The organism is Agrobacterium genomosp. 2 str. CFBP 5494, from assembly GCF_900013495.1.
Classification (GTDB): domain Bacteria; phylum Pseudomonadota; class Alphaproteobacteria; order Rhizobiales; family Rhizobiaceae; genus Agrobacterium; species Agrobacterium pusense.
The window spans coordinates 94,244-119,784 of record NZ_LT009718.1 but is presented as its reverse complement, the minus strand read 5'-3'; the positions used below and the strand labels follow the sequence as shown (position 1 = coordinate 119,784).

26 protein-coding genes are annotated in these 25,541 nt (G+C 59.5%); 21 read left to right on the top strand and 5 right to left on the bottom strand.

Annotated features, from left to right (window positions below; all coding sequences use genetic code 11):
* Window positions 1-3: 3 nt before the first annotated feature.
* The 3 genes from AGR2A_RS00520 to hemC form a co-directional block, all read right to left on the bottom strand.
* Window positions 4-1,449 carry a COG4223 family protein gene (locus AGR2A_RS00520; RefSeq protein ID WP_072495141.1) on the bottom strand — a complete coding sequence of 482 codons (1,446 nt, stop codon included), beginning with the start codon at window positions 1,447-1,449 and terminating at the stop codon, window positions 4-6.
* 73 nt (window positions 1,450-1,522) lie between these two features.
* Window positions 1,523-2,263, bottom strand: coding sequence for a uroporphyrinogen-III synthase (locus AGR2A_RS00515; protein ID WP_072495140.1), 741 nt, complete (start codon window positions 2,261-2,263; stop codon window positions 1,523-1,525).
* Between the two features lie 4 nt (window positions 2,264-2,267).
* Window positions 2,268-3,197 carry a hydroxymethylbilane synthase gene (gene hemC / locus AGR2A_RS00510; RefSeq protein ID WP_072495139.1) on the bottom strand — a complete coding sequence of 310 codons (930 nt, stop codon included), beginning with the start codon at window positions 3,195-3,197 and terminating at the stop codon, window positions 2,268-2,270.
* 73 nt (window positions 3,198-3,270) lie between these two features.
* On the opposite strand from hemC, the gene tsaD reads away from it, so the two are divergent.
* From tsaD to AGR2A_RS00485, 5 genes are read left to right on the top strand one after another with little or no spacing between them, the layout of a single operon-like run.
* Window positions 3,271-4,368 carry a tRNA (adenosine(37)-N6)-threonylcarbamoyltransferase complex transferase subunit TsaD gene (gene tsaD / locus AGR2A_RS00505; RefSeq protein ID WP_035207919.1) on the top strand — a complete coding sequence of 366 codons (1,098 nt, stop codon included), beginning with the start codon at window positions 3,271-3,273 and terminating at the stop codon, window positions 4,366-4,368.
* Window positions 4,368-5,351: an NAD(P)H-dependent glycerol-3-phosphate dehydrogenase gene (locus AGR2A_RS00500; protein WP_072495138.1), complete on the top strand. Its 984-nt coding sequence runs from the start codon at window positions 4,368-4,370 to the stop codon at window positions 5,349-5,351. The genes tsaD and AGR2A_RS00500 overlap by 1 nt, the downstream gene beginning before the upstream one ends.
* Window positions 5,352-5,368: 17 nt before the next feature.
* Window positions 5,369-5,662 (top strand): YciI-like protein, encoded by a 294-nt coding sequence (locus AGR2A_RS00495; protein ID WP_004443827.1) that lies wholly within the window; start codon window positions 5,369-5,371, stop codon window positions 5,660-5,662.
* Between the two features lie 6 nt (window positions 5,663-5,668).
* Window positions 5,669-6,112: an EVE domain-containing protein gene (locus AGR2A_RS00490; RefSeq protein WP_004443825.1), complete on the top strand. Its 444-nt coding sequence runs from the start codon at window positions 5,669-5,671 to the stop codon at window positions 6,110-6,112.
* 7 nt (window positions 6,113-6,119) lie between these two features.
* Window positions 6,120-6,764, top strand: a complete 645-nt coding sequence (locus AGR2A_RS00485; protein WP_004443822.1) for a class I SAM-dependent methyltransferase — start codon at window positions 6,120-6,122, stop codon at window positions 6,762-6,764.
* Here the strand turns inward: AGR2A_RS00485 and AGR2A_RS00480 are convergent, their stop codons facing one another.
* Window positions 6,765-7,133 carry a hypothetical protein gene (locus AGR2A_RS00480; protein ID WP_004443820.1) on the bottom strand — a complete coding sequence of 123 codons (369 nt, stop codon included), beginning with the start codon at window positions 7,131-7,133 and terminating at the stop codon, window positions 6,765-6,767.
* A gap of 305 nt (window positions 7,134-7,438) precedes the next feature.
* Between AGR2A_RS00480 and sdhC the strand changes: the two genes are divergently transcribed.
* The 16 genes from sdhC to AGR2A_RS00400 all read left to right on the top strand — a co-directional run bounded on the left by sdhC (window position 7,439) and on the right by AGR2A_RS00400 (window position 24,425).
* The gene (gene sdhC, locus AGR2A_RS00475; RefSeq protein WP_004443817.1) at window positions 7,439-7,831 is read left to right on the top strand and encodes a succinate dehydrogenase, cytochrome b556 subunit; all 393 of its coding nucleotides are present in this window, start codon (window positions 7,439-7,441) and stop codon (window positions 7,829-7,831) included.
* A 12-nt stretch (window positions 7,832-7,843) separates the two neighbouring features.
* Window positions 7,844-8,224 carry a succinate dehydrogenase, hydrophobic membrane anchor protein gene (gene sdhD / locus AGR2A_RS00470; protein ID WP_006698234.1) on the top strand — a complete coding sequence of 127 codons (381 nt, stop codon included), beginning with the start codon at window positions 7,844-7,846 and terminating at the stop codon, window positions 8,222-8,224.
* Between the two features lie 7 nt (window positions 8,225-8,231).
* Entirely contained in the window at window positions 8,232-10,073 is a 1,842-nt protein-coding gene (sdhA, locus tag AGR2A_RS00465) for a succinate dehydrogenase flavoprotein subunit (protein ID WP_004443812.1), read from the top strand.
* 15 nt (window positions 10,074-10,088) lie between these two features.
* Entirely contained in the window at window positions 10,089-10,868 is a 780-nt protein-coding gene (locus AGR2A_RS00460; protein ID WP_004443810.1) for a succinate dehydrogenase iron-sulfur subunit, read from the top strand.
* A gap of 204 nt (window positions 10,869-11,072) precedes the next feature.
* On the top strand, window positions 11,073-11,615 hold the full coding sequence (locus AGR2A_RS00455) for a protease inhibitor Inh/omp19 family protein (protein WP_004443808.1): 543 nt from the start codon (window positions 11,073-11,075) through the stop codon (window positions 11,613-11,615).
* A gap of 92 nt (window positions 11,616-11,707) precedes the next feature.
* Entirely contained in the window at window positions 11,708-12,871 is a 1,164-nt protein-coding gene (gene zapE / locus AGR2A_RS00450) for a cell division protein ZapE (RefSeq protein ID WP_004443806.1), read from the top strand.
* Between the two features lie 178 nt (window positions 12,872-13,049).
* Window positions 13,050-14,012, top strand: a complete 963-nt coding sequence (gene mdh, locus AGR2A_RS00445; RefSeq protein ID WP_004443804.1) for a malate dehydrogenase — start codon at window positions 13,050-13,052, stop codon at window positions 14,010-14,012.
* Window positions 14,013-14,045: 33 nt separating this feature from the next.
* Entirely contained in the window at window positions 14,046-15,239 is a 1,194-nt protein-coding gene (sucC, locus tag AGR2A_RS00440) for an ADP-forming succinate--CoA ligase subunit beta (protein WP_004443803.1), read from the top strand.
* Window positions 15,240-15,256: 17 nt separating this feature from the next.
* On the top strand, window positions 15,257-16,159 hold the full coding sequence (gene sucD, locus AGR2A_RS00435; protein ID WP_006698231.1) for a succinate--CoA ligase subunit alpha: 903 nt from the start codon (window positions 15,257-15,259) through the stop codon (window positions 16,157-16,159).
* Between the two features lie 175 nt (window positions 16,160-16,334).
* Window positions 16,335-19,331, top strand: coding sequence for a 2-oxoglutarate dehydrogenase E1 component (locus tag AGR2A_RS00430; RefSeq protein WP_004443801.1), 2,997 nt, complete (start codon window positions 16,335-16,337; stop codon window positions 19,329-19,331).
* A 53-nt stretch (window positions 19,332-19,384) separates the two neighbouring features.
* Window positions 19,385-20,611 (top strand): 2-oxoglutarate dehydrogenase complex dihydrolipoyllysine-residue succinyltransferase, encoded by a 1,227-nt coding sequence (odhB, locus tag AGR2A_RS00425; RefSeq protein ID WP_072495137.1) that lies wholly within the window; start codon window positions 19,385-19,387, stop codon window positions 20,609-20,611.
* A gap of 70 nt (window positions 20,612-20,681) precedes the next feature.
* Window positions 20,682-21,095: an MAPEG family protein gene (locus AGR2A_RS00420; protein ID WP_035210284.1), complete on the top strand. Its 414-nt coding sequence runs from the start codon at window positions 20,682-20,684 to the stop codon at window positions 21,093-21,095.
* Window positions 21,096-21,108: 13 nt separating this feature from the next.
* On the top strand, window positions 21,109-21,750 hold the full coding sequence (locus AGR2A_RS00415; RefSeq protein WP_006698228.1) for a LysE family translocator: 642 nt from the start codon (window positions 21,109-21,111) through the stop codon (window positions 21,748-21,750).
* A 66-nt stretch (window positions 21,751-21,816) separates the two neighbouring features.
* The gene (gene lpdA / locus AGR2A_RS00410; protein WP_004443790.1) at window positions 21,817-23,223 is read left to right on the top strand and encodes a dihydrolipoyl dehydrogenase; all 1,407 of its coding nucleotides are present in this window, start codon (window positions 21,817-21,819) and stop codon (window positions 23,221-23,223) included.
* Between the two features lie 127 nt (window positions 23,224-23,350).
* The gene (locus AGR2A_RS00405) at window positions 23,351-23,851 is read left to right on the top strand and encodes a cytochrome b (protein ID WP_072495136.1); all 501 of its coding nucleotides are present in this window, start codon (window positions 23,351-23,353) and stop codon (window positions 23,849-23,851) included.
* A gap of 79 nt (window positions 23,852-23,930) precedes the next feature.
* On the top strand, window positions 23,931-24,425 hold the full coding sequence (locus AGR2A_RS00400; protein ID WP_006698225.1) for a DUF2867 domain-containing protein: 495 nt from the start codon (window positions 23,931-23,933) through the stop codon (window positions 24,423-24,425).
* On the opposite strand, the gene AGR2A_RS00395 is transcribed toward AGR2A_RS00400, so the two are convergent.
* The gene (locus AGR2A_RS00395) at window positions 24,403-25,497 is read right to left on the bottom strand and encodes a TraB/GumN family protein (RefSeq protein ID WP_072495135.1); all 1,095 of its coding nucleotides are present in this window, start codon (window positions 25,495-25,497) and stop codon (window positions 24,403-24,405) included. The genes AGR2A_RS00400 and AGR2A_RS00395 overlap by 23 nt on opposite strands.
* Between the last annotated feature and the right edge of the window lie 44 nt (window positions 25,498-25,541).

Here is a 25,541-nt window from a genome sequence, read left to right as displayed (position 1 = left end):
CCCTTACCCCTGCCTGCCGGTGCTGGTGATGGCGCGGTTCAACGTGCCGCCCACCAGATTTTCGACCTCGACGCGCGCATCCAGAGATTTCTTGTATTCAGCGGATGCCGTCTTGGCGGCATCCGGAAGACCGTTCCACTCAAGTGCCGCGCCCTGAAGATCGCCATTGCGCAGCTTGTTTTCCATGCGTGCGATCCTGGCTTCGGGGGTTTCTCCTTCGATGTTTCCGACGGGTCGCACCTTCACCAGCGAAAAGGCGCTTTCGGTCAGGCGTTCCATGATGCCCTGATTGGGGTCAGGCTGGTTTATGGCTGAGAGCATCGCATTGGCGACATCGGGGAACTTCTGCATCAGCTCCGAGCGTGATGGTACGCCGGTTGCGGCGAAGGATTGCAGCGATGCGATGGCCGGATCGTCGGGCGTTACCTTGGACAGGGTATCCAGTTCCGTCAGGAACGGTCCACCGCGATCGATCGCGGCCTTCAGCGCGGCCGATGCTATAGCGCGGGCGACTTCGATATCGTCGCGCGGCTCGTTGATCTTGGCTTCAGCGTCAGCGAGACGGCGTGTCAGTTCCGCTGTCGCCGAACTCTGCGCAGACCGTTCCGACTGGAGAGCCGCTTCGAGGGCGGTGACTTTCTCTAACAGCCCATCGACCTGCGAGGCCTCCCCGTTCACGCCTTCGAGGGTTGCGATGCGCTGTTCCAGCGCCGAGGTGTCGGAGGCTGGCGCATTGGCAAGCTGCTGGCGCAAGCTGTCCAGATCGGTTTTAAGGGCAGCGATTTCCTCGCTTCCCGCCTTGCCTGCATTAAAGGAGGGCAGGATGCCTGCATATTGCATGCTGCCGGCGGCGGCGAGCGCCACAAGGCCGCCGACGATACCTGCCGCGATCAGGCCCGAGGTCGCCGCCTGTTTGCTTTCGACCCGCTGCGGTATGGAGGGCTTTGCCGGTCCTGAGGACGAGGTCGCGGTCGAAGGCTTTGCCGTGGTGGCGCCGCCGGATGCGCTGGTGGAGGCTGTGGATCCGGAGGCAGGCTTTGCTGTTGCAGCAGCGGCAGCGCTCGTCTGGGCGGTGCCTGTCGAAGATTTAGTATCGGTTTGAGCCGGAGCGGGGGAGGGCGTGACAGGCGCGTTCTGTCCGTTATCCAGGTTCTCCGCCTTCGGTGTCGCCGCCACGGCGTCCGCTTTCCCGACATTGGGCTCGGGCTCGAGAGGGGGTCTCTTTGGCTGATCCCATATCGGTGCGGCATTGCCTGTTGCGGTTGCTTCCGATCTGATATCCGAAACTGCGGAATCCGCCGCGGTCTCCGGGGTTTTGTGACCGGGCTTTTTGTCGGTCTCGGCGGCATCCACGTCGGCGGAAACTGCTTTCACGTCTTTGGCGTCCAGGTCGATCGTGACCGGTTCGGCTTTGGACTTGGAGTGGCGTGGCGGCTTTCCCGATACCATGACAACCTCATTTCTGCCTGCAGTACTCTAAACCTAGTCAGTGACGGCGGCAAAGGAAAGAGGCGAGCTCGAATTAGGTTCCAGAGTTGCGGTGCAGAAGTTCAAACATTGCAGCCTCGCTCGGCTCTTTGGCAGCAACCGCGTTTACGCGGAAGATTTCCGGAACGAGAGAAAACACGTTGCGGCTGATGCAGATGAATTGTGTTCTCGCCAACGCCTTTTCGTATTTTTCCGTCGATACATGATGGAAAAATGCCCGCGCCGCTTCCGATGAATAAAGCAGGACCACATCCGCCGCGTTTTTCACCAGGGCCGTTTCGAGCACAGTTTCAGGAACGTTGCAGGGCAGCATCTCGTAACAGTCGACCGTTTTGAAGGCAATGCCGGCGGCGGCAAGGCCTTCCTCGAAGACGGCGCCACGGGGTCGGCCGGCGAGATAAAGCAGGGGTTCTTTCTCGGAAAATAGGGCCGCGCGTTCAGTCATCAGCGCGTTCAGACTTACGGCGTCGCCGGAAGCGGTGAGAATGTGTTTGAAACCGATTTTTTCCGCCGCTTCAGCCGTTGCCCTTCCGACGGCGAACAGCGGTTTTGACAGATTGGGAACCAGCCGGTCTCGTGATGTCTCCAGTGCCCGCAAAGCCTCTGCGCTGGTCACGGCGATGGCCGCCATTGGGTGCGACAGCGCCGAGATGGCGCGCTCGTGATGATGGACGGGATAGAACAGCGGCAGTAGCACCGGCGTGTGGCCGAGCGCTTCGAGTTTTGCGGCCGTCCTTTCGCCCGAACGCTGCGGCCGGGTGACGACGATCCGCATTGGCTCAGCTCCAGCCTTCGAAGAAACTGCTGCCTGCCTTGGCGCGTACCTCTTCGCCGGCCTGTTGGCCCAGTCTCGCCGCATCCCTGCGGTTGCCAGAGATTTCGATGCCATGGCTCGTCTGGCCATCGGGGGTGAGGATGAGGCCGTAAAAATGCAGTTCCTCGCCGTCACAGGTGGCATAACCGGCAATCGGCGTGCGACAGGAGCCGTCAAGCGCCGCCAGAAAGGCGCGCTCACAGCTCACTGAATCATGAGTGGACCTGTCGTTTATGGGCGCGAGCAGTTCGTCCATGCGCGTATCGCCGATGCGGCTTTCCACGCCGATTGCGCCTTGGGCTGGAGCGGGAGGGAACTCCTTCGGGTCAAGAATTTCCGTCGGAACGGTGTCCTTTCCGAGCCGCTTCAGGCCCGCAAGGGCAAGAAGTGTCGCGTCCGCCTGGCCTTCCTCCAGCTTACGCAGCCTTGTATCGACCTGACCGCGAAAAATGATCACGCTCAGATCCGGCCGCAGGCGACGGATCAGCGCCTGGCGACGCAGGGATGCGGAGCCGACCACGGCGCCATGCGGCAGTTCGAGCAGCTTTAGCGCGGTGCGGCCGATGAAGGCGTCGCGTATGTCTTCACGCGGCAGGAAGGCGGACAGATAAAGGCCTTGCGGCAAAACGGTCGGCATGTCCTTTGAGGAATGCACGGCCATATCGAGTTCGCCTGACAGTAGCTGGCTTTCCAGTTCTTCGGTAAACAGGCCCTTGCCGCCGATTTCGGACAAGGCGCGATCGGTTATCCGGTCGCCCTTGGTGGATAGCACGACAATTTCGAACATGTCTTCCGGCAGACCATGCGCCGCCATCAGTCGGTTGCGCGTCTCATAAGCCTGTGCGAGCGCCAGCGGGCTGCCGCGCGTGCCGATTCGGAAAGGTTTTGTTTGCATCCGCGTCTATCCATTGTTACCGGAGTTGTCTTAGACCAACTCCGCGCATGATCGCAATGAACGAACAGATGTGATGACCCCCTTTCTTCGTATCCTCGGCATAGAGACAAGCTGTGACGAAACCGCTGCATCCATTGTGGTTCGGCATGCGGATGGGCGCGGCGAGATCGTCTCCGACGTCGTTTTGTCGCAGCTCGAGGAACACAGCGCCTATGGCGGTGTGGTGCCGGAAATTGCCGCACGGGCCCATGTCGAGGCGCTGGATACGCTTGTGGAAGAAGCGCTGGAGCAGGCGGGCGTGACCCTTGCCGACGTCGATGCCGTTGCTGCTACCTCCGGCCCCGGGCTGATCGGCGGCCTGCTGGTGGGCTTGATGACGGGCAAGGCCATCGCAAAAGCAGCAGGCAAGCCGCTTTATGCGATCAACCATCTGGAAGGACATGCACTGACGGCGCGCCTCACCGATGGTCTATCTTTTCCCTATCTGATGCTGCTCGTGTCCGGTGGCCATACTCAGCTGGTGCTGGTGCGTGGCGTTGGCGATTATGAGCGCTGGGGCACCACCATCGATGATGCGCTCGGCGAGGCCTTCGACAAGACCGCGAAACTTCTCGGCCTGCCCTATCCCGGGGGCCCTGCGGTTGAGAAGGCGGCGGCAAAGGGCGATCCCGACCGCTTTCCGCTTCCTCGTCCGATGGTCGGCGAGACCAGGCTCGATTTTTCCTTTTCCGGCCTGAAAACGGCGGTACGGCAGGCGGCGACCGCGATCGCGCCGCTGTCCGAACAGGACATTGCCGATATCTGCGCATCGTTCCAGAAAGCGGTCTCACGCACACTCAAGGACCGGATTGGCCGTGGCCTTGCCCGTTTCAAGCAGGAGTTTCCGCATATGGAAACCCAGCCTGCCTTGGTCGTCGCAGGCGGCGTTGCGGCCAATCAGGAAATCCGCCAGACGCTGCAGTCGCTTTGCGATACCCATGGCTTTCGTTTCGTTGCGCCGCCGCACCGGCTCTGCACCGATAATGCGGCCATGATCGCATGGGCCGGGCTGGAGCGAATGGCCGACGGCCGGGAAGCCGATCCGCTGGAAATCCCGCCGCGCTCGCGCTGGCCGCTCGACGGCAGTGCGGAGACATTGATCGGTTTCGGTAAAAGGGGAGCCAAGGCCTGATGCAGCGGGAGAAAATCGTCGTCATCGGCGCCGGCGCCTTCGGAACTGCGCTTGCCGTCGTCATCGCGCTGGAAAACCGGCACGACGTGATCCTGCTCGGCCGCGATCCATCCCTGATGGCCGACCTCAGGAGCGACCGCGTACATGAGGCGGCGCTGCCTGGCGTCGAACTGCCGGATGTGCTTGAATTTTCCGCCGAGCCGGATATTCTGACCAGTGCCGGCATCGTCCTCTTTGCGATGCCTTCGCAGGCTCATGCCGATGCGGCTCGTCATTATCGTCCTTATCTGGCTAATGACTCGATCGTCGTTACCTGCGCGAAGGGTATCGACCGGAGTTCCGGTCGGCTGCTCACGGAACTTCTGGAAGCGGAATTGCCCCGTCATCCGATCGCGGTTCTCTCCGGTCCGGGCTTCGCGGCCGATATTGCTCGAGGTCTACCGACGGCCATGGCGATTGCGGCGGAAGATGCAACAATAGCCGAGCGGCTTGCGACTACGATCTCCGGCAAGACCTTCCGGCTTTATGCCTCGACAGACCGCATCGGCGTGCAGCTTGGCGGCGCACTGAAAAATATCCTCGCCATTGCCGCCGGCATCGTTGAAGGCGCGGGCCTCGGCGATTCCGCCCGGGCGGCGCTGATATCGCGCGGGCTTGCCGAAATGTCGCGCCTCATCGTTGCCATGGGCGGCAAGGCCGATACGGTACGCGGCCTCTCTGGTCTTGGCGATCTGGTGCTGACCGCCACCAGCCACCAGTCGCGCAACCTGCGTTTCGGCATCGCGCTTGGCCGCGGTAACGGCAAGGACATGTCCGGCGGGCTGGTAGAGGGTGCCTTTGCGGCTGCCGTCGCCGCCCGGCTGGGAGAAAGTCACACCGTGGACATGCCGGTTACCGAAGCGGTGGCCGCTATCATCGACGGAAATCTGGATGTGGCGAGCGCCATGCAACAATTGATGACACGGCCCATCACAACCGAATAAGGCATAAGGAGACGAAAATGCTGTTCGCTTTTATCTGCAAGGACAAGCCCGGCCACCTGAACGTGCGCATGGAAACGCGCCCGGCGCATCTGGAGCATCTGAACAGGCTCAATTCCGAGGGCACGCTGAAGATCGCCGGGCCTTTTCTCGACGCCGAAGGCAAGCCGAATGGCAGCCTCGTCATCGTGGAAGCCGCCGATATCGATGCGGCCAAGGCTCTTGCCGAAGCCGATCCCTATGCAAAGGCTGGCCTGTTCGAAAGCGTGGACGTGAAGCCCTATAACTGGGTCTTCAACAATCCGGGAGCTTGAGCGGGCATGGCGAATTATTGGCTTTACAAGTCCGAGCCGTTCAAATGGTCGTGGGAGATGCAGAAGGCCAAGGGCGAGGCGGGCGAAGAGTGGACCGGCGTGCGCAATTATCAGGCGCGCAACAACATGCGCGCCATGAAGATTGGCGACAAGGGCTTCTTTTACCACTCCAATGAGGGACTGGATGTTGTCGGCATCGTCGAAGTCTGTGCGTTGTCGCATCCGGACTCGACCGCCGAAGGTGATCTGAAGTGGGATTGTGTCGACATCCGCGCCGTCTGCGATATGCCGCAGCCGGTTTCGCTAAAGGATGTTAAGGCCAATCCGAAGCTGGCGAATATGTCGCTTGTCACCTCCATGCGGCTTTCCGTGCAGCCGGTGACGGAAGAGGAGTATCTTGAGGTCTGCCGCATGGGCGGGCTCGCAAATCCTCCGAAATCCCCGGATTGAAGCGTCGGTGAGGACCGATCCCGAACGCTTCATCCTCGACAATACCGGCATCATGCATCCGCCTCATGTGCCGGAACTCTCCCTTCATCTCGCGACCGAAGCGCATGAGCTCTGGCTGAAGACGGAAGAGGAACTGGAGCAGATTGGCTTGCCGCCGCCTTTCTGGGCTTTTGCCTGGGCCGGCGGGCAGGGTCTTGCCCGTTATGTGCTCGATCACACGGAAAGCGTAAGCGGCAAGCGTGTGGTGGATTTTGCCAGCGGCTCCGGGTTGGTTGCCATAGCTGCTGCAAAGGCCGGCGCTGCGACCGTGCTTGCCGCCGATATAGATCCGTGGACGGAAACGGCTGTTCGCATGAATGCAGGCCTGAATGGGGTTGATATCGGCTTTACCCACGCCGATCTGATCGGCCGTGCCATTGAGGCTGATGTCCTGCTGGCAGGAGATGTCTTTTACGACCGGGCCTTTGCGGATCTCCTCGTGCCATGGTTTATAAACCTGACTGACCGGGGCGTCAGCGTTCTCGTTGGAGATCCAGGCAGAGCCTATCTGCCGAAACAGCGTCTTGAGGCCCTCGCGACCTATCAGGTTACCGTCAGCCGTGCGCTGGAAGACAGTGAAGTGAAGAAGACCACCGTCTGGCGCTTCCTCTGATCAGGGGCGAATAATGCAGACACCGTGCTGGTAAACGCAGGCATCATCCGCATTATCGGTATTCACGGTAATGATTTTTGCTCTGGGTGCCGGCAATAAACGGGGTCCGGTCGTGGCAATCTGCGGCGATATTTCGCTGCCAGTCGCGAAATAATTGCCGTTGCCTCGAACTCTTAGTGCGGAAATGCTTCCGACATAGGTGCCCCCAGGCAGCGTGGACGGCAGGCCGTCAGTTGAAAAGCTGACTTGCGATTGACTGTGACGATAGGAATTCTGACTATGAAAATCGCCCGCCAAAGAGGGCAGCGCGTAAGTTGAAATCCCGCCTGAAACGATCATGACCAAGGCAACGATTCGGTGCTGTAACATGAGCTTCATGCTCCGGTTTTTTGAGTTAACCAATCGTAAATTACACCTTTTCGGAATTACGTAAAGGTAAATATTTTGAGGGCGTAAATCTTGGAAACGCTCGATTTTTTATTTTCATGCAAAAAAATTCCAAAAAAAATCCGCGAACCAATCGATTAAATTGGAATCCGCCATGAAATGTGCTTGTGGTGATGCGCCCATGTGATTAAACGTCGCGGTTGGTGCAATGCACATTCCTTCGTCATGTGCTGTTGCTTGGGGGCGTCCTGTCTTGTGGACGCACGGGAAAACGCCGCGAGGTTCTGATGGCGAATGTGACAAATAACCGGCCTCTGTCGCCGCATCTTCAAATTTACAAGCCGATTCCGACGATGGTGGCCTCCATCATCCACCGCGTGACCGGTGGCGCGCTCTATTTCGGTACGCTCCTGGTCGCCTGGTGGCTTATCGCGCTGGCATCCGGTCCAGCTTATTATGACTGGGTCAGCTGGGCGATGGGCACCATCATCGGCAAGATCGTTCTCGTTGGCTACACCTGGGCGCTGGTTCACCACATGATCGGCGGCCTGCGCCACCTTATGTGGGACCTCGGGCACGGCTTCGAGAAGCACTTCACCACCAAGCTGGCAAAGGCCTCCTTCGTGGCGTCTATCTGTCTGACCGCGCTGATCTGGGTCATCGTCCTGATCGTGCGCTGAGGAGATACTTACATGGATATGCGTACACCTCTCGGGAAGGTTCGCGGTCTCGGCTCCGCCAAGGAGGGCACCGACCATTTCTGGCGCCAGCGCCTGACGGCCGTTTCGAACATTCCGTTGCTGACCTTTTTTGTTGTCTTCCTGATCAAATATGCCGGCGCGCCCTATCCGGAAGTCGTCGCTGCGCTTTCCAACCCGCTCGTCGCTGTCATCATGGCTCTGGTGCTGGTCTCCGGTCTCATCCACATGAAGCTCGGCATGCAGGTCATCATCGAAGACTACATTCACGCCGAAGTTTCGAAACTCGTTCTTCTGATGCTGAATACATTTTTCGCGATCCTCATCGGTGGCCTGTCTGTCTTCGCCATCCTGAAAATCGCATTCGTAGGATAAGTTCGTCATGGCTTCGATCAGTTCACCTTCCCAGAATGGCAAGGCCTACACCTATGTCGATCACTCCTATGACGTGATCGTGGTGGGCGCCGGCGGCGCCGGTCTGCGCGCTACACTCGGCATGGCCGAACAGGGTTTCAAGACCGCCTGCATCACCAAGGTTTTCCCGACGCGCTCCCACACCGTCGCAGCGCAGGGCGGCATCGCCGCATCGCTCACCAACATGACGCCGGACTGTTGGCAGTGGCACCTTTACGACACCGTAAAGGGCTCCGACTGGCTGGGCGATGTCGACGCGATGCAATATCTCGCCATGGAAGCGCCGAAGGCGGTCTATGAGCTGGAGCATTACGGCGTGCCTTTCTCGCGTAACGAAGAAGGCAAGATCTACCAGCGCCCCTTCGGCGGCCATATGCAGAATTACGGCGAAGGCCCACCGGTGCAGCGCACCTGTGCCGCCGCCGACCGTACCGGTCACGCCATTCTGCACACGCTTTATGGCCAGTCGCTGCGCAACAATGCGGAATTCTTTATCGAATATTTCGCGCTCGACCTCATCATGGCGCCGGATGGCCGCTGCACTGGCGTCGTTGCCTGGAACCTCGATGACGGCACGATCCACCGCTTCGCTGCCAAGATGGTGGTTCTGGCGACCGGCGGTTACGGCCGCGCCTATTTCTCGGCGACGTCTGCCCACACCTGCACCGGCGACGGCGGCGGCATGATCGCCCGTGCGGGCCTGCCGCTTCAGGACATGGAATTCGTGCAGTTCCACCCGACCGGTATTTATGGCGCGGGCTGCCTCATCACCGAAGGCGCGCGCGGCGAAGGCGGCTATCTCGTCAACTCCGAAGGCGAACGCTTCATGGAGCGTTATGCACCTTCCGCGAAGGACCTTGCCTCGCGTGACGTTGTCTCGCGCTGCATGACGATGGAAATCCGTGAAGGCCGCGGCGTCGGCAAGAACAAGGACCACATCTTCCTGCATCTCGATCATCTCGATCCTGCGATCCTGCATGAGCGCCTTCCGGGTATTTCCGAAAGCGCCAAGATCTTCGCCGGCGTTGACGTGACCCGGGAGCCGATCCCGGTCCTGCCGACGGTTCACTACAACATGGGCGGCATTCCGACCAACTATTGGGGTGAAGTGCTGAATGCCGATGCCAACAACCCGGAACGCATCGCGCCCGGCCTGATGGCGGTCGGCGAAGCCGGTTGCGCCTCGGTTCACGGCGCCAACCGTCTTGGCTCCAACTCGCTGATCGACCTTGTGGTCTTCGGTCGTGCCGCCGCCATCCGCGCCGCTCAGGTCATTAATCGTGACGAGGCGATTCCTGCTCTCGATACGGCTGCCTGCGACAGGATCATGGAACGCTTTGACAGCCTGCGTTATGCCAACGGCTCGACGCCGACGGCGGTGCTGCGCGACAAGATGCAGCGCGCCATGCAGGACGATGCGGCAGTGTTCCGCACACAGGAATCGCTCGAAAGCGGCTGCCGCCGTCTCTCGGCGATCTGGAAGGAACTGCCCGACGTCAAGGTCACCGACCGTTCGATGGTCTGGAATTCCGACCTGGTCGAAACGCTCGAGTTGCATAACCTCATGGCCAATGCCATCACCACGGTCTACGGCGCGGAAGCGCGCAAGGAAAGCCGTGGTTCGCATGCCCGCGAGGATTTCGTCGACGGTCCGTTCGGTGGTCGCGACGACGTGAACTGGCGCAAGCATACGCTTGCCTGGGTCAGCCCCGAAGGCGACGTGAAGCTCGACTATCGCCCGGTTCACACCGACCTGATCGCCGACGGCATCGATCCGAAAAAGATCGAGCCGAAGGCGCGTGTCTACTGATTTGAGGAACTGGATATGGTTGAACTTGCTCTCCCCAAGAATTCCCAGATCAACGAAGGCAAGGTCTGGCCGAAGCCGGATGGTGCCAAGAATGTGCGCGAATACCGCGTCTATCGCTGGAACCCGGATGACGGCCAGAACCCGCGCATCGACACTTTCTATATTGATGTCGATGATTGCGGACCGATGGTTCTCGATGCGCTTCTTTACATCAAGAACAACATCGACCCGACGCTGACGCTACGCCGCTCCTGCCGCGAAGGCATCTGCGGTTCCTGCGCAATGAACATCGATGGCACCAATACGCTCGCCTGCACCAAGGGCATGGACGAGATCAACGGCACGGTGAAGGTTTATCCGCTGCCGCATATGCCTGTCGTGAAGGACCTTGTTCCTGACCTGTCGAACTTCTACGCGCAGCACCGCTCGATCGAGCCCTGGCTGAAGACGGTTTCGCCCACACCCGCCAAGGAATGGAAGCAGAGCCATGAGGATCGCCTGAAGCTGGACGGTCTTTATGAGTGCATTCTCTGCGCCTGCTGCTCCACGTCCTGTCCCAGCTACTGGTGGAATGGCGACCGTTATCTGGGTCCGGCCGTTCTGCTGCAGGCCTATCGCTGGCTGATCGACAGCCGCGATGAGGCGACCGGCGAGCGTCTCGACAATCTCGAGGACCCGTTCCGTCTCTATCGCTGCCATACGATCATGAACTGCGCGCAGGCTTGCCCGAAGGGCTTGAACCCGGCCAAGGCGATTGCGGAAATCAAGAAGATGATGGTTGAGCGCCGCGTCTGAGGACGAATCGCAGACCACAGAGATTTATCGGGCCGCGGTCTCGACCGTGGCCCTTTTTTCAACCCGGCGTGGGAAAATTCGGTAAAAATTGACCGAAATGGTAATTATCCCGGCCATCGCTTGCGCAAGATAAGGCTTTGGTAATAATTCAGCCTTCTTGTTTGATCATCGTCTTTCCGGAAGCGAGAGAATCGGGAGCTTGATATGCAATTCAGATATGTGGTGACGGGCCTTGCGGTTGTGATGAGCCTTGCCGGTTGCCAACGTACCTCCTACGATTACAACAACAACGCCAGCAACAATCCCGGTTATACGCCGCCCCTGCAGGCGCAGCCGGTGCCCTCCGTTCAGTCTGGCGCCCTGCCGCCGCCCGGTGGTGCCAACGGCAGCCAGTTCCCGTCGGCGCCTGCTTCGGCGACACCCGGCGGCACCAATGTTGCATCCGCTGCTCCACCGGCAACAGCTCTCGACGTGACCAAGGAATCCATGGTCGGCAACTGGCGCGTTTCTAATGGCGGGGCCAATTGCGATATGTTCCTGACGCTCACCAATCTGGGCAGCGGATCGCGTGGCGGCACGCGTGGCTGCTCCGGCGAGCTGACGGCGATGGGGTCCTGGGAAGTATCCGGCAAGATGGTCGTCTTCAAGAATCGCTCGGGTGACACGATCGGCCGCGTCTACAAGAGCGCAGACGCACGCTTCGACGGCACGACCAATAGCGGGCAGCCGCTCAGCCTCAGCCGATGAGTTGTTCCGGTGCAGCCGGAACGTTCATTCTGCTCTAAGCCATTCCATTCGTCGCGGGTTCCGTGCTGCATCCGCGACCGGGGCGTCTTTTCATGAAGCCATTGCCTGATTACAATCATAGTGTCGTTGAACAGCTCAACGCATTGACGGCAGCTGGCACCTTGCAGGCCGATGCCGCCCAGCTTGGTGTGGCGGCCCATCTCGACAGAATTCTCGCCGATCTGAAGGCCCGCAAGCCTGCCAAGAAGAAGAGCGCGCTCGGCTGGATGTTCGCACGCAAGGCCGGTCCAGCAACGACGGTGAAAGGGCTTTATGTCTATGGCAGTGTCGGCCGCGGCAAGACGATGCTGATGGACATGTTTTACGAAATGGCGCCCGTTTCTTCCAAGCGGCGTTGCCATTTTCATGAATTCATGGCGGATGTGCATAATCGTGTGCATGCGCACCGGCAGAAGCTGAAGAATGGCGAGACCAAACAGGCCGATCCGATTCCGCCTGTCGCCGCCCAGCTTCTAGCGGAGGCCGAACTCCTGTGTTTCGATGAATTCACCGTGACGGATATTGCTGATGCGATGATCCTCGCGCGGCTATTCAGCGAGCTCTTCGCCAACGGCTGCACATTGGTGACGACCTCCAATGTCGTTCCGGACAATCTCTACAAGGATGGTCTCAATCGCGGCCTGTTCCTGCCCTTTGTCGAGCTGCTGAAGAAGCATGTGGAGGTGGTGACGCTGGACAGTCCCACCGATTATCGGATGGAGAAGCTGGAAAGCCTGCCGGTCTATGTGACGCCGCTTGATGGCGCGGCCGATCAGGCGATGGATATGGCGTGGCGGCACATGACCGGCGGGCACCTTGTTGCACCAACCGAGATACCCATGAAGGGTCGTTCCATCCTGGTGCCGCGTGCCAGCGGCCGTGTGGCGCGTTTTTCCTTTTCCGACCTTTGCGAGAAGCCGCTCGGGGCTTCCGACTTCCTTGCCATCGCCAATCGTTTCGACACGGTCTTCATCGACCACATTCCATTTTTGAACGCGGACAAACGGAACGAAACCAAGCGTTTCATCATCCTCATCGACGCGCTTTATGATCACAGCGTCAGGCTGTTCGCGTCGGCTGCAGCGATGCCGGAAGATCTGCTCGGCAAACGCAAGGGAACGGAAGGTTTCGAGTTCGATCGCACCGCCTCGCGTCTGTTTGAAATGCGTAGCGCCGATTATCTGGCGCTTCATCAAGAAAAACGGCAGAAAGTTTGACACTTTCGTGACGCATTTTCTTACGTTTACGTAAGAAAATATTGATCTAAACGATTGAAAATACTCAGCAGAAAAGAATCTGTTGCCTATTCTGGCCAATGGGTCTAATCGGAGTGCGACAATTTGGCTGCCGGTTTGGCGCGGTGAAATTGAATTGAAGCTCAAGAGGAAGCATTCGATGGCTCGCAAAAAGATTGCACTTATTGGTTCTGGCATGATCGGCGGCACGCTGGCGCATCTGGCCAGCCTGAAGGAACTGGGCGATATCGTCCTCTTCGATATTGCTGACGGCATCCCGCAGGGCAAGGGCCTGGATATTGCCCAGTCCGGCCCGGTTGAAGGCTTCAATGCAAAGCTCACCGGCGCATCCGATTACGCTGCCATCGAAGGCGCTGACGTGTGCATCGTCACCGCTGGAGTTGCCCGCAAGCCCGGCATGAGCCGCGACGATCTTCTCGGCATCAACCTCAAGGTCATGGAACAGGTCGGCGCCGGCATCAAAAAATACGCGCCGAACGCTTTCGTCATCTGCATCACCAATCCGCTCGACGCCATGGTCTGGGCGCTGCAGAAGTTCTCCGGCCTGCCGAAGAACAAGGTCGTCGGCATGGCCGGCGTTCTCGACAGCGCGCGTTTCCGCCTCTTCCTCGCCGAAGAGTTCAACGTTTCGGTTGAAGACGTCACCGCCTTCGTTCTCGGCGGCCACGGCGACACCATGGTGCCGCTCGCCCGTTACTCCACCGTTGCCGGCGTTCCGCTGACCGATCTCGTAAAGATGGGCTGGCTGACGGCCGAGCGTCTCGAAGAGATCATCCAGCGCACCCGCGACGGCGGCGCCGAAATCGTTGGTCTCTTGAAGACCGGCTCGGCCTATTACGCCCCGGCTGCCTCGGCAATCGAGATGGCTGAATCCTACCTCAAGGACAAGAAGCGCGTTCTGCCCGCCGCTGCCCACCTTTCGGGCCAGTATGGCGTAGACGACATGTATGTCGGCGTTCCCACCATCATCGGTGCAGGCGGTATCGAGCGCATCATCGAGATCGAACTCAACAAGGAAGAAGAAGCTGCCTTCCAGAAGTCCGTCGGCGCTGTCGCTGGTCTCTGCGAAGCCTGCATCAACATCGCTCCGTCGCTGAAGTAACAACTTCAAGCGGTTCCAAACAGGGATTATTCCATGAATATTCACGAATATCAGGCCAAGGCTCTTCTGAAGGGCTACGGCGCGCCGGTTGCCGAAGGCGTTGCCATTCTCAAGGTCGAAGAAGCCGAAGCTGCCGCAAAGCAGCTTCCGGGCCCGCTCTATGTCGTCAAGAGCCAGATTCATGCTGGCGGCCGCGGCAAGGGCAAGTTCAAGGAACTCGGCCCGGACGCCAAGGGCGGCGTTCGTCTGGCCAAGTCCATTGAAGAAGTCGTTTCCCACGCCAAGGACATGCTCGGCAACACGCTGGTAACGGCGCAGACGGGCGATGCCGGCAAGCAGGTCAACCGTCTCTACATCGAAGACGGCGCTGATATCGCTCGCGAACTCTATTGCTCGCTGCTGGTTGACCGTTCGGTCGGCCAGGTTGCCTTCGTGGTTTCCACGGAGGGCGGCATGGACATCGAAGCCGTCGCCCACGACACGCCTGAAAAGATCCACACCATCGCCATCAACCCTGAAAAGGGCGTTTCCGATGCCGACGTTGCTGCGATCTCCAAGGCGCTTGAGCTTGACGGCGTTGCAGCCGAAGATGCCAAGTCGCTCTTCCCGATCCTTTACAAGGCCTTCAGCGAGAAGGACATGGCTCTCCTCGAGATCAACCCGCTGATCGTCATGGAAAATGGCCATCTGCGCGTTCTCGACGCCAAGGTTTCCTTCGACGGCAACGCCATGTTCCGCCATGACGACGTCAAGGCGCTGCGCGACGAGACCGAAGAAGACGCCAAGGAAATCGAAGCCTCCAAGTGGGACCTCGCTTACGTCGCGCTCGACGGCAACATCGGCTGCATGGTCAACGGCGCAGGTCTTGCGATGGCCACCATGGACATCATCAAGCTTTACGGCAAGGAGCCGGCAAACTTCTGCGACGTCGGCGGCGGCGCCGGCAAGGAGAAGGTTGCGGCAGCTTTCAAGATCATCACTGCCGACCCGAAGGTCGAGGGCATCCTCGTCAACATCTTCGGTGGCATCATGAAGTGCGACGTTATCGCCGAGGGCGTTATCGCCGCGGTGAAGGAAGTCGGTCTGCAGGTTCCGCTCGTTGTTCGCCTCGAAGGCACCAACGTCGAACTTGGCAAGAAGCTTCTGAATGAATCGGGCCTTGCGATTACGGCTGCTGACGATCTGGACGACGCAGCCAAGAAGATCGTCGCGGCGATCAACGGCTAATTGAGGGACCGGAAATAATGTCTATTCTCGTTAATAAAGACACCAAGATCCTCGTTCAGGGTCTGACCGGCAAGACCGGTACCTTCCACACCGAACAGGCGCTTGCCTATTACGGCACGCAGATGGTCGGCGGTATTCATCCGAAGAAGGGTGGCGAAACCTGGACCGGTTCCAAGGGCGAAACCCTGCCGATCTTCGCAACGGTTGCCGAAGCCAAGGAAAAGACCGGTGCAGATGCATCCGTGATCTATGTTCCGCCGGCAGGTGCAGCAGACGCGATCATCGAAGCCATCGATGCGGAAATTCCGTTCATCACCTGCATCACCGAAGGCATTCCGGTCATGGACATGGTTCGCGTCAAGGCTCGCCTCGACCGTTCGAAGTCTCGCCTGCTCGGCCCGAACTGCCCCGGCATCCTGACGCCGGAAGAATGCAAGATCGGCATCATGCCGGGCTCAATTTTCCGCAAGGGTTCGGTCGGTATCGTATCGCGCTCCGGCACGCTGACCTATGAAGCCGTGTTCCAGACGTCCAACGAAGGCCTCGGCCAGACGACGGCTGTCGGCATCGGCGGCGACCCGGTCAAGGGCACCGAGTTCATCGACGTCTTGGAAATGTTCCTCGCTGACGACGCCACGCAGTCGATCATCATGATCGGCGAAATTGGCGGTTCGGCTGAAGAAGATGCGGCGCAGTTCCTGATCGACGAAGCCAAGAAGGGCCGCAAGAAGCCGATGGCCGGCTTCATCGCGGGTCGTACGGCTCCGAAGGGCCGCACCATGGGCCACGCCGGCGCTGTTGTTTCCGGCGGCAAGGGCGATGCGGAATCCAAGATCGCTGCCATGGAAGCAGCGGGCATCAAGGTTTCGCCTTCCCCGGCGCGCCTCGGCAAGACGCTGGTTGAAGTCCTCAAGGGCTGAGACCACATGAAACGGTGACGGGCGGCGCGGCTTCAAGCTCGCGCTGCCCGATGCCGCAAGAAGACAGACAGACGGCATACCGCCCCGGCGGCAGACAGCAATAATCAGAGCGGCAGGCCGGTCGAACGGCCCTAACGGCATCGAGGAGGCGGACGGACAAGTCCGCAAGAACACAATGGCAAGGCAAGAAGCGAACGAGCAGTTTCAGATCACGTCGTTTCTGGACGGCGCGAATGCAGCCTATATCGAGCAGCTCTATGCCCGGTACGAAGAGGACCCCTCTTCCGTGTCGCCGGAGTGGCAGAGCTTCTTCAAGGCACTGTCCGATAATCCGGAAGATGTGAAGAAGGCGGCCAAGGGCGCCTCCTGGAAGCGTGCCAACTGGCCGATCCCGGCAAATGGCGACCTGGTTTCCGCACTTGATGGCAACTGGGCCACGGTCGAAAAGGCCATCGAAAAGAAGGTTCAGGCAAAGGCTGAGGCCAAGAGCGCCGATACCGGCAAGCCGGTCAGCGAAGCCGAAGTGCTGCAGGCGACCCGTGACAGCGTTCGCGCCATCATGATGATCCGCGCCTACCGCATGCGCGGCCACCTGCATGCCAAGCTCGATCCACTCGGTATTGCCGTTGCCGTCGAGGACTATAACGAGCTTTCGCCGAAGTCCTACGGCTTTGAAGAAAGCGATTACGACCGCAAGATTTTCATCGATAACGTGCTCGGCCTCGAATATGCGACCGTGCGCGAGATGATCGATATTCTGGAGCGCACCTATTGCTCCACTATCGGCGTCGAATTCATGCACATGTCCAGCCCGGAAGAGAAGGCCTGGATTCAGGAGCGCATCGAAGGTCCGGACAAGGGCGTTGCTTTCACGGCCGAAGGCAAGAAGGCCATTCTGTCAAAGCTGGTCGAAGCCGAAGGTTATGAGCAGTTCCTCGACGTGCGTTTCAAGGGCACCAAGCGTTTCGGCCTCGATGGCGGTGAATCGCTGATCCCGGCGCTCGAGCAGATCATCAAGCGCGGCGGCCAGGAAGGTCTCGAAGAAGTCGTTCTCGGCATGGCCCACCGCGGCCGCCTGAACGTTCTGACCAACGTCATGGGCAAGCCGCACCGCGCCGTATTCCACGAGTTCAAGGGTGGTTCGTTCAAGCCAGACGACGTCGAAGGTTCGGGTGACGTGAAGTATCACCTCGGTGCCTCCTCGGACCGCGAGTTCGACGGCAACAAGGTGCACCTGTCGCTGACGGCCAACCCGTCGCATCTTGAAATCGTCAACCCTGTCGTCATGGGCAAGGCCCGTGCCAAGCAGGACCAGCTGGCCAAGGTGTGGGAAGGCGATGTCATTCCGCTTTCCGAGCGCGCCAAGGTTCTGCCGCTGCTTCTGCACGGCGATGCCGCTTTTGCGGGCCAGGGCGTGGTTGCTGAAATTCTCGGCCTCTCCGGCCTGCGCGGTCACCGCGTTGCCGGTACCATGCACTTCATCATCAACAACCAGATCGGCTTTACGACGAACCCGGCCTTCTCCCGTTCGTCGCCCTATCCGTCCGACGTCGCCAAGATGATCGAAGCGCCGATCTTCCACGTCAACGGTGACGATCCGGAAGCTGTGACCTATGCGGCCAAGGTTGCCACCGAATACCGCATGAAGTTCCACAAGCCCGTCGTCGTGGACATGTTCTGCTACCGCCGCTTCGGCCACAACGAAGGCGATGAGCCGGCGTTCACGCAGCCGAAGATGTACAAGGTCATCCGCGGCCACAAGACCGTCGCGCGCATCTATGCCGACCGTCTGATCGCCGAAGGCCTGCTCAGCGAAGGCGAATTCGAAAAGATGAAGGCCGACTGGCGCGCCCATCTCGAGCAGGAATTCGAGGCGGGGCAGTCCTACAAGCCGAACAAGGCCGACTGGCTGGACGGTCAGTGGTCCGGCCTGCGTGCCGCCGACAATGCGGATGAGCAGCGTCGCGGCAAGACCGGCGTGCCGATGAAGCAGCTGAAGGAAATCGGCAAGAAACTGTCGACCATTCCCGAGGGTTTCAACGCCCACCGAACGATCCAGCGTTTCATGGAAAACCGCTCGCAGATGGTCGAGACCGGCGAAGGCATCGATTGGGCGATGGCGGAAGCGCTTGCTTTCGGTTCGCTCGCCGTCGAAGGCCACAAGATCCGCCTCTCCGGTCAGGATTGCGAACGCGGCACCTTCTCGCAGCGCCATTCGGTTCTCTACGATCAGGAAACTGAAGAGCGTTACATCCCGCTCGCAAACCTCGCGCCGACGCAGGCCCGTTACGAAGTCATCAACTCGATGCTTTCGGAAGAAGCCGTGCTTGGTTTCGAATATGGTTACTCGCTCGCCCGTCCGAATGCGCTGACGCTCTGGGAAGCCCAGTTTGGCGACTTCGCCAACGGCGCACAGGTGGTGTTCGACCAGTTCATCTCGTCGGGTGAACGCAAGTGGCTGCGCATGTCCGGTCTGGTCTGCCTGCTGCCGCATGGTTACGAAGGCCAGGGTCCGGAACATTCGTCCGCCCGTCTGGAGCGCTGGCTGCAGATGTGCGCGGAAGACAACATGCAGGTTGCCAACTGCACGACGCCGGCAAACTATTTCCACATCCTGCGCCGCCAGGTGAAGCGCGACTTCCGCAAGCCGCTGATCCTGATGACGCCGAAGTCGCTGCTGCGTCACAAGCGCGCCACCTCTTCGCTGGCCGAGCTTGCAGGCGAGTCCTCCTTCCACCGTCTCCTGTGGGACGATGCTGAAGTCATCAAGGACGGCCCGATCAAGCTGCAGAAGGATTCGAAAATCCGCCGTGTCGTCATGTGCACGGGCAAGGTCTATTATGATCTGCTGGAAGAACGTGAGAAGCGCGGCATCGACGATATCTATCTGCTGCGTATCGAACAGCTCTATCCGTTCCCGGCCAAGGCGCTCATCAACGAGCTGTCGCGCTTCCGCAATGCGGAGATGGTCTGGTGCCAGGAAGAGCCGAAGAACATGGGTGCGTGGTCGTTTATCGACCCTTACCTGGAATGGGTCCTGGCGCATATCGACGCCAAGTACCAGAAGGTCCGTTACACGGGCCGTCCGGCTGCCGCCTCTCCGGCGACCGGCCTGATGTCCAAGCATCTGGCGCAGCTTGCTGCGTTCCTGGAAGACGCGCTGGGAGAGTGAGAACTCTCCCGCATCGCCCCGCAAAAAAGACACCTGAATAACGGAACTAGATCATGGCCACTGAAATCCGCGTACCAACCCTCGGCGAATCCGTCAGCGAAGCGACCGTCGGCACCTGGTTCAAGAAGGTCGGCGACACCGTCAAGGCCGACGAACCTCTCGTTGAACTGGAAACCGACAAGGTTACCGTCGAAGTCCCGGCGCCTGCCTCTGGCGTTCTGACTGAAATCGTTGCGCAGAACGGCGAGACCGTTGGGCTCGACGCGCTTCTCGGCCAGATCGCCGAAGGTGCTGCCGGCGCTGCGACCTCCGCACCGGCTGCCGAACCGGCAAAGCCTGCTGCTGCCGCGGCCGCCGCTCCGGCTCCCGCTGCTTCTGCCGCAAGCGCCATGCCGCCGGCACCTGCCGCTGGCAAGCTGCTTGCTGAAAGCAACCTGTCTGCCGATCAGGTCGACGGTTCCGGCAAGCGTGGCCAGGTGCTGAAGGGCGATGTGCTCGCTGCTGTCGCCAAGGGCGTTTCGGCTCCGGCCGCTCCGGCTCCTGCTGCTGCACCGCGTCCGGTTTCCGCCGAACAGGATCAGGTTCGCGAAGAGCGTGTGAAGATGACGCGCCTGCGTCAGACCATCGCCAAGCGCCTCAAGGACGCGCAGAACACCGCCGCCATGCTCACCACTTACAACGAAGTGGACATGAGCGCGGTTATGGACCTGCGTAACCGTTACAAGGACGTGTTCGAGAAAAAGCATGGCGTCAAGCTCGGCTTCATGGGCTTCTTCACCAAGGCCGTGACCCACGCGCTGAAGGAACTGCCTGCCGTCAACGCCGAAATCGACGGCACGGACATCATCTACAAGAATTATTGTCACGTCGGCATGGCTGTCGGCACGGACAAGGGTCTTGTCGTTCCGGTCATCCGCGATGCCGACCAGCTTTCCATCGCCGGCGTCGAAAAGGAACTCGGCCGTCTTGCGAAGGCGGCGCGCGATGGTTCGCTCGGCATGGCCGACATGCAGGGCGGCACCTTCACCATCACCAATGGTGGCGTTTACGGCTCGCTGATGTCTTCGCCAATCCTCAATGCACCGCAGTCGGGTATTCTAGGCATGCACAAAATCCAGGAGCGTCCGGTCGCCATCGGCGGGCAGGTCGTCATTCGCCCGATGATGTATCTGGCGCTCTCCTACGATCACCGTATCGTTGACGGCAAGGAAGCCGTGACCTTCCTCGTTCGCGTCAAGGAAAGCCTCGAGGATCCGGAACGTCTGGTTCTTGACCTCTAATCGCTCTTGCTTTTCGTTTCAGCGGGGCTTCAAGTGAAGCCCCGCTGAAAGACTAACAGGGAGAGCAGACGTGCAGCCGACATTTCTAGCCGCTTCGCCTTTTTTGCCGCTTGTCGGTCTGAGCGTTCTTCTCCTCGTCGTGCACGTCATGTTGCAGGGGATGACGGCGACCACGGAATTCGGGCTTGAATGGAATGCCGGCCCGAGGGATGGCAGCCGAGAGCCGGAGGGCAGGCTTTCCGGCCGTGCCTCACGCGCGTCTGCGAATTTCCGGGAAACATATCCGGCTTTTCTGGCGCTCGCTTTCGGGGTCATCATGGCGGGTGATCCTGCCGGTCTGGCGCTCACTGGCGCCTGGATCTGGCTGATCTGCCGGGTGATCTATATTCCGCTCTATCTGGCGGGCATCCCCTATATACGGTCTTTCGTCTGGCTGGGGTCGATGCTCGGCCTGGCGCTCATGTTTGTCGTGCTGATGTTCTGAAGGCTGCTTTACGATGCATCAATATCTCATCGAACTTGCATCCCTGATGGCGATTTTCTCCTTCGCGATCGTGTCGCCTGGCGCCGATCTCGCCATGGTCATGCGTCAGGCGATGGTGCATGGGCGCAAGCAGGCCATTATCACCAGCTTCGGCGTCGGGACATCGCTGATGTTCCATGTCACCTATACGATCCTCGGCCTTGGCCTGATCATTTCCCAGTCGATCTATCTGTTCAACATCGTCAAATGGCTGGGTGTCGCCTATCTGATCTATATCGGCATCAAGGCGCTGCGCGCTGGCAAGACCGAATTGCCCGCTGCCGAAGGTGAAGACGTTCAGGCGAAAAGCAGTCAGACGGCGCTGAAGGCGTTTACGCTCGGTTTTGCGGCCAATGCGCTCAACCCCAAGCCGGTGTTTTTCTTTCTGTCGATCTTTTCGACGGTGGTTCACGCCCACACGCCGGTGGCCGTCAAATTCGGATACGGTCTCGTCATGGCAAGCTGCCTCATCCTTTGGTTCGTCGGCGTCAGCCTGTTCATGACGACACCACGGATGCGCGCCGCGTTTCAGCGCGCCAGCCAATGGATCGACCGCACCAGCGGGGTGGTTTTCATCGCCCTCGGTATAAAACTCGCAACGGAAAAAGCGGCCTGAGTTTCAGGTCAAATGGAAGCTGGGCAATGATCCGATATCTTGCCCCTATAAAACAGGAACCAGAACATGGCATATGATGTAGTTGTAATCGGCACCGGCCCCGGCGGTTATGTTTGCGCGGTCAAGGCGGCGCAGCTGGGCCTCAAGGTCGCTGTCATCGAAAAGCGCGCGACCTATGGCGGCACCTGCCTCAATGTCGGCTGCATTCCCTCCAAGGCGCTGCTGCACGCGTCCGAAACCTTCGCACATGTTGCCCATGGTGTCGACTCGCTCGGCATCGAAGTTGCAGCGCCCAAGCTGAACCTTGAAAAGATGATGGGTCACAAGGACGGCGTGGTGAAGGCCAATGTCGATGGCGTTGCCTTCCTGTTCAAGAAGAACAAGATCGATGCTTTCCAGGGCACCGGCAAGGTTGTGTCGGCCGGCAAGGTTTCCGTCACCAACGACAAGGGCGAGACACAGGAAATCGAAGCAAAGAATATCGTCATCGCCACGGGTTCTGACGTTGCCGGCATTCCGGGTGTTCAGGTTGATATCGATGAAAGCGTCATCGTGTCCTCCACCGGCGCAATCGCTCTCTCCAAGGTTCCGGAAAAGCTGATCGTTGTCGGCGGCGGCGTCATCGGCCTTGAACTCGGTTCGGTCTGGTCGCGTCTCGGCGCCAAGGTTACCGTCGTCGAATATCTCGACAACATTCTCGGCGGCATGGATGCCGAGGTTTCCAAGCAGGCGCAGCGTCTGCTCGCCAAGCAGGGCCTCGATTTCAAGCTCGGCGCAAAGGTAACGGCTGTTGAAAAAACCGCTGCCGGCGCCAAGGTCGTGTTCGAGCCGGTCAAGGGCGGCGCTGCCGAAACGCTGGAAGCAAACGTCGTGCTGATCTCCACCGGCCGCAAGCCCTACACCGAAGGTCTCGGCCTTGCCGAAGCTGGTGTCGTGCTCGACAGCCGTGGCCGCGTTGAAATCGACGGCCACTACAAGACCAATGTCGATGGCATCTATGCGATCGGCGACGTGGTGAAGGGCCCGATGCTGGCGCACAAAGCGGAAGACGAGGGTGTTGCGCTTGCGGAAATCCTTGCCGGCCAGCGCGGTCACGTGAATTACGACGTCATTCCGGCAGTCGTTTACACGCAGCCGGAAGTGGCTTCCGTCGGCAAGACCGAAGAGGAACTCAAGGCCGCCGGCGTCGCTTACAAGGTTGGCAAGTTCCCCTTCACCGCCAATGGCCGCGCCCGCGCCATGCAGGTGACGGATGGTTTCGTGAAGATCCTTGCCGACAAGGAAACCGACCGGGTTCTCGGCGGTCACATTGTCGGCTTCGGCGCTGGCGAAATGATCCACGAGATCACCGTACTGATGGAGTTTGGCGGTTCCTCGGAAGATCTCGGCCGTACCTGCCATGCGCACCCGACCATGTCGGAAGCCGTGAAGGAAGCGGCGCTGGCAACGTTCTTCAAGCCGATCCACATGTGATCGGCGTTTGAGCCCGACGCTCGAATATTAAATTTCCGTCATCTGCTGAACCCCGGCTTGCCATGCAGGCCGGGGTTTCTCATACTCGCGCTAAAGCCTGTCTAACCTTTTGATAAAAGGCAATAAAATGGCGCATTCCACTCAAGTTTCCTTCTCCATTCCGCAGCGTGTCATCCATTGGACAATGGCGCTTCTGATTTTCTTCAACCTCTTGTTTCCCGATGCCATGGCCCATGCCTACCGGCTGATGCGGCGGGGTGAAACAGTGACGCCAGATCAGATTTCTTCTGCCAATATCCATGCCTATGTCGGCTTCGCCGTGCTGTTTCTTGCGGTACTGCGCTTCTGTCTGCGGCTGATCCAGGGCGTTCCGTCACATCCGCCTGAAGAGCCGCGTTTCGCGCAGATTGCCGCCAAGATGGCGCATTTTACGCTTTACGCGCTGTTCTTCATCCTGCCACTCTCTGGCATCGCCGCCTATTACTTTGGGGTGAGCGCGGCAGGGGAGCTACACTCCGGCCCGTTCAAGGTGCTGATGTGGGTTTTGATCGCGGGCCATGTCGCGGCTGTCCTTGTTCATCAGTTCTATTGGCGCACCAGTCTCCTCCGGCGCATGACACACGGCTGAGCGGCGGTTTGTCACGTTCCCCCTGCCGCGTAAAAACGGCATGTTTCCCTTGCTGCAAAGGAGCGGCTGGGGATCAAAGATGCCAAATATTGAAGATATATTGCCAGGTGCCGATTGGTACGATTGCTTTCAGGGTGAATTGACAACGCCTGTAACGTCCTCGCTCGATGTGAGCAGGCTTTTTCTGGAGCATCCTCCGGCATGGATCAGCGGCCTGATGTCGCTTCGAAACGGTATCGTTTCGATGGTCGGTTTAAAAACGGTCGAGCTGGCGGCGGGCAGTTCTGCGGGCGGGTTCCCGGTCATCACCTCCACGCCAGAGCGAACGGTCCTCGGCTTTGATGACCACCACCTCGATTTTCGCATCGTCATCGATCTCGAAGATGCGGCAGACCGCCAGCTGGCGAGCGTCACCACCATCGTCAGGCGCAAGAACCTGTTCGGTCGGTTTTATCTTCTTCTCGTTGGTCCGTTTCACCGCCGCATCGTGCCTGCGACGATGCGACCGTTCTGCGCCTCTATCCGGCCCGTCGAAACAGGAACTGTTCCGGTCACTCAACCCGCGTCAGCGTGAAGCCTTTCGCGCGCAGCAGTTCCACGAGGCCTCCTTCGCCCGGCAGGTGCAGCGCGCCGACGGCCATGAAGACATTACCCTTGGCAAGCTCATTGGTGGAGCGGTCCGCCATCACATGGTTGCGATCGGTGATGATGCGCTGTTCGAAAGCGGCGTAGCCCTTATCGTTGTCGGTGGCCTTCTTGGGATCCAGACTTTTCAGCATCGGCATGGTCATGCCGATGTCGCCCGCGACGTAAAGATCGGTCATGGTCGTCATCACGTCATCCATGCGGTCGCCAAGCTCAAGCGTTTCGATAAGCGCCTGCAGATGAAATTCCATCGGCAGTTCGGATATGGCGGTCAGTTGTTCGACCATGGTCTCCAGTCCGACGAGGCGCTTTCCGTTCGCAGCCGCATCTTCGGCAAGCTTCTTGTCGAGAAAGGAAAGGCCCGTTGCCTTGCGGGCAAACTCGCAGGCGGGAAGGGCAACGAAGCTCGAGAGCATCCAGGGCTTCATGCGCGACACGGCATTGAGTGGAATGCCGCGCTCCTTCAGGCCCTTTTCGAGGCGCGCGACATTGTCGGGCGGCAGGATGTCGGTGATCGATTTGCCGTCCAGAAACATGGTGAGTTCGGGCTTGCCCAGCAGGGATGCCGCTATTTTCTTGTCATCAAGGATCTCGTCCGATTCCACGATGACAGTCGCTGCCTTCTCAAAAGCGGGGCTGGCGGCGGCCGGCATCTCCAGAACGCGCGGATCGGTCACATGCATGGTGCCGAGAAGATAGGATGGGGCCGTATCTGCCTTTTCGATGCGCCAGAAATTGCCCTTGCCGTTCGGGATCGCGGCCGCTTCCTGTTCAATCTTTGCGAAAGCTTGCGGATCGGTTTTGCGCATCTCTACGAGAATATCGCTGCCCGTGCAGGTGATCTTCCGCTCTGTGGCCCCCGCTTCACTGAGTGACAGCAAGGTCATGAGCAGGATGGCAACGGCGGTGACATGCAGGGCGGCCAGCAGCCAGAGCAGCGCGTCGCCGGTCTTGCCCATCAGGGTGGCGGTGAGATTTTGAGGCTTTATCAGGCTGTGCATCGGTCCAATCCGGTTCTTGTTCGCTTATAGAACGGCGGTTTGGA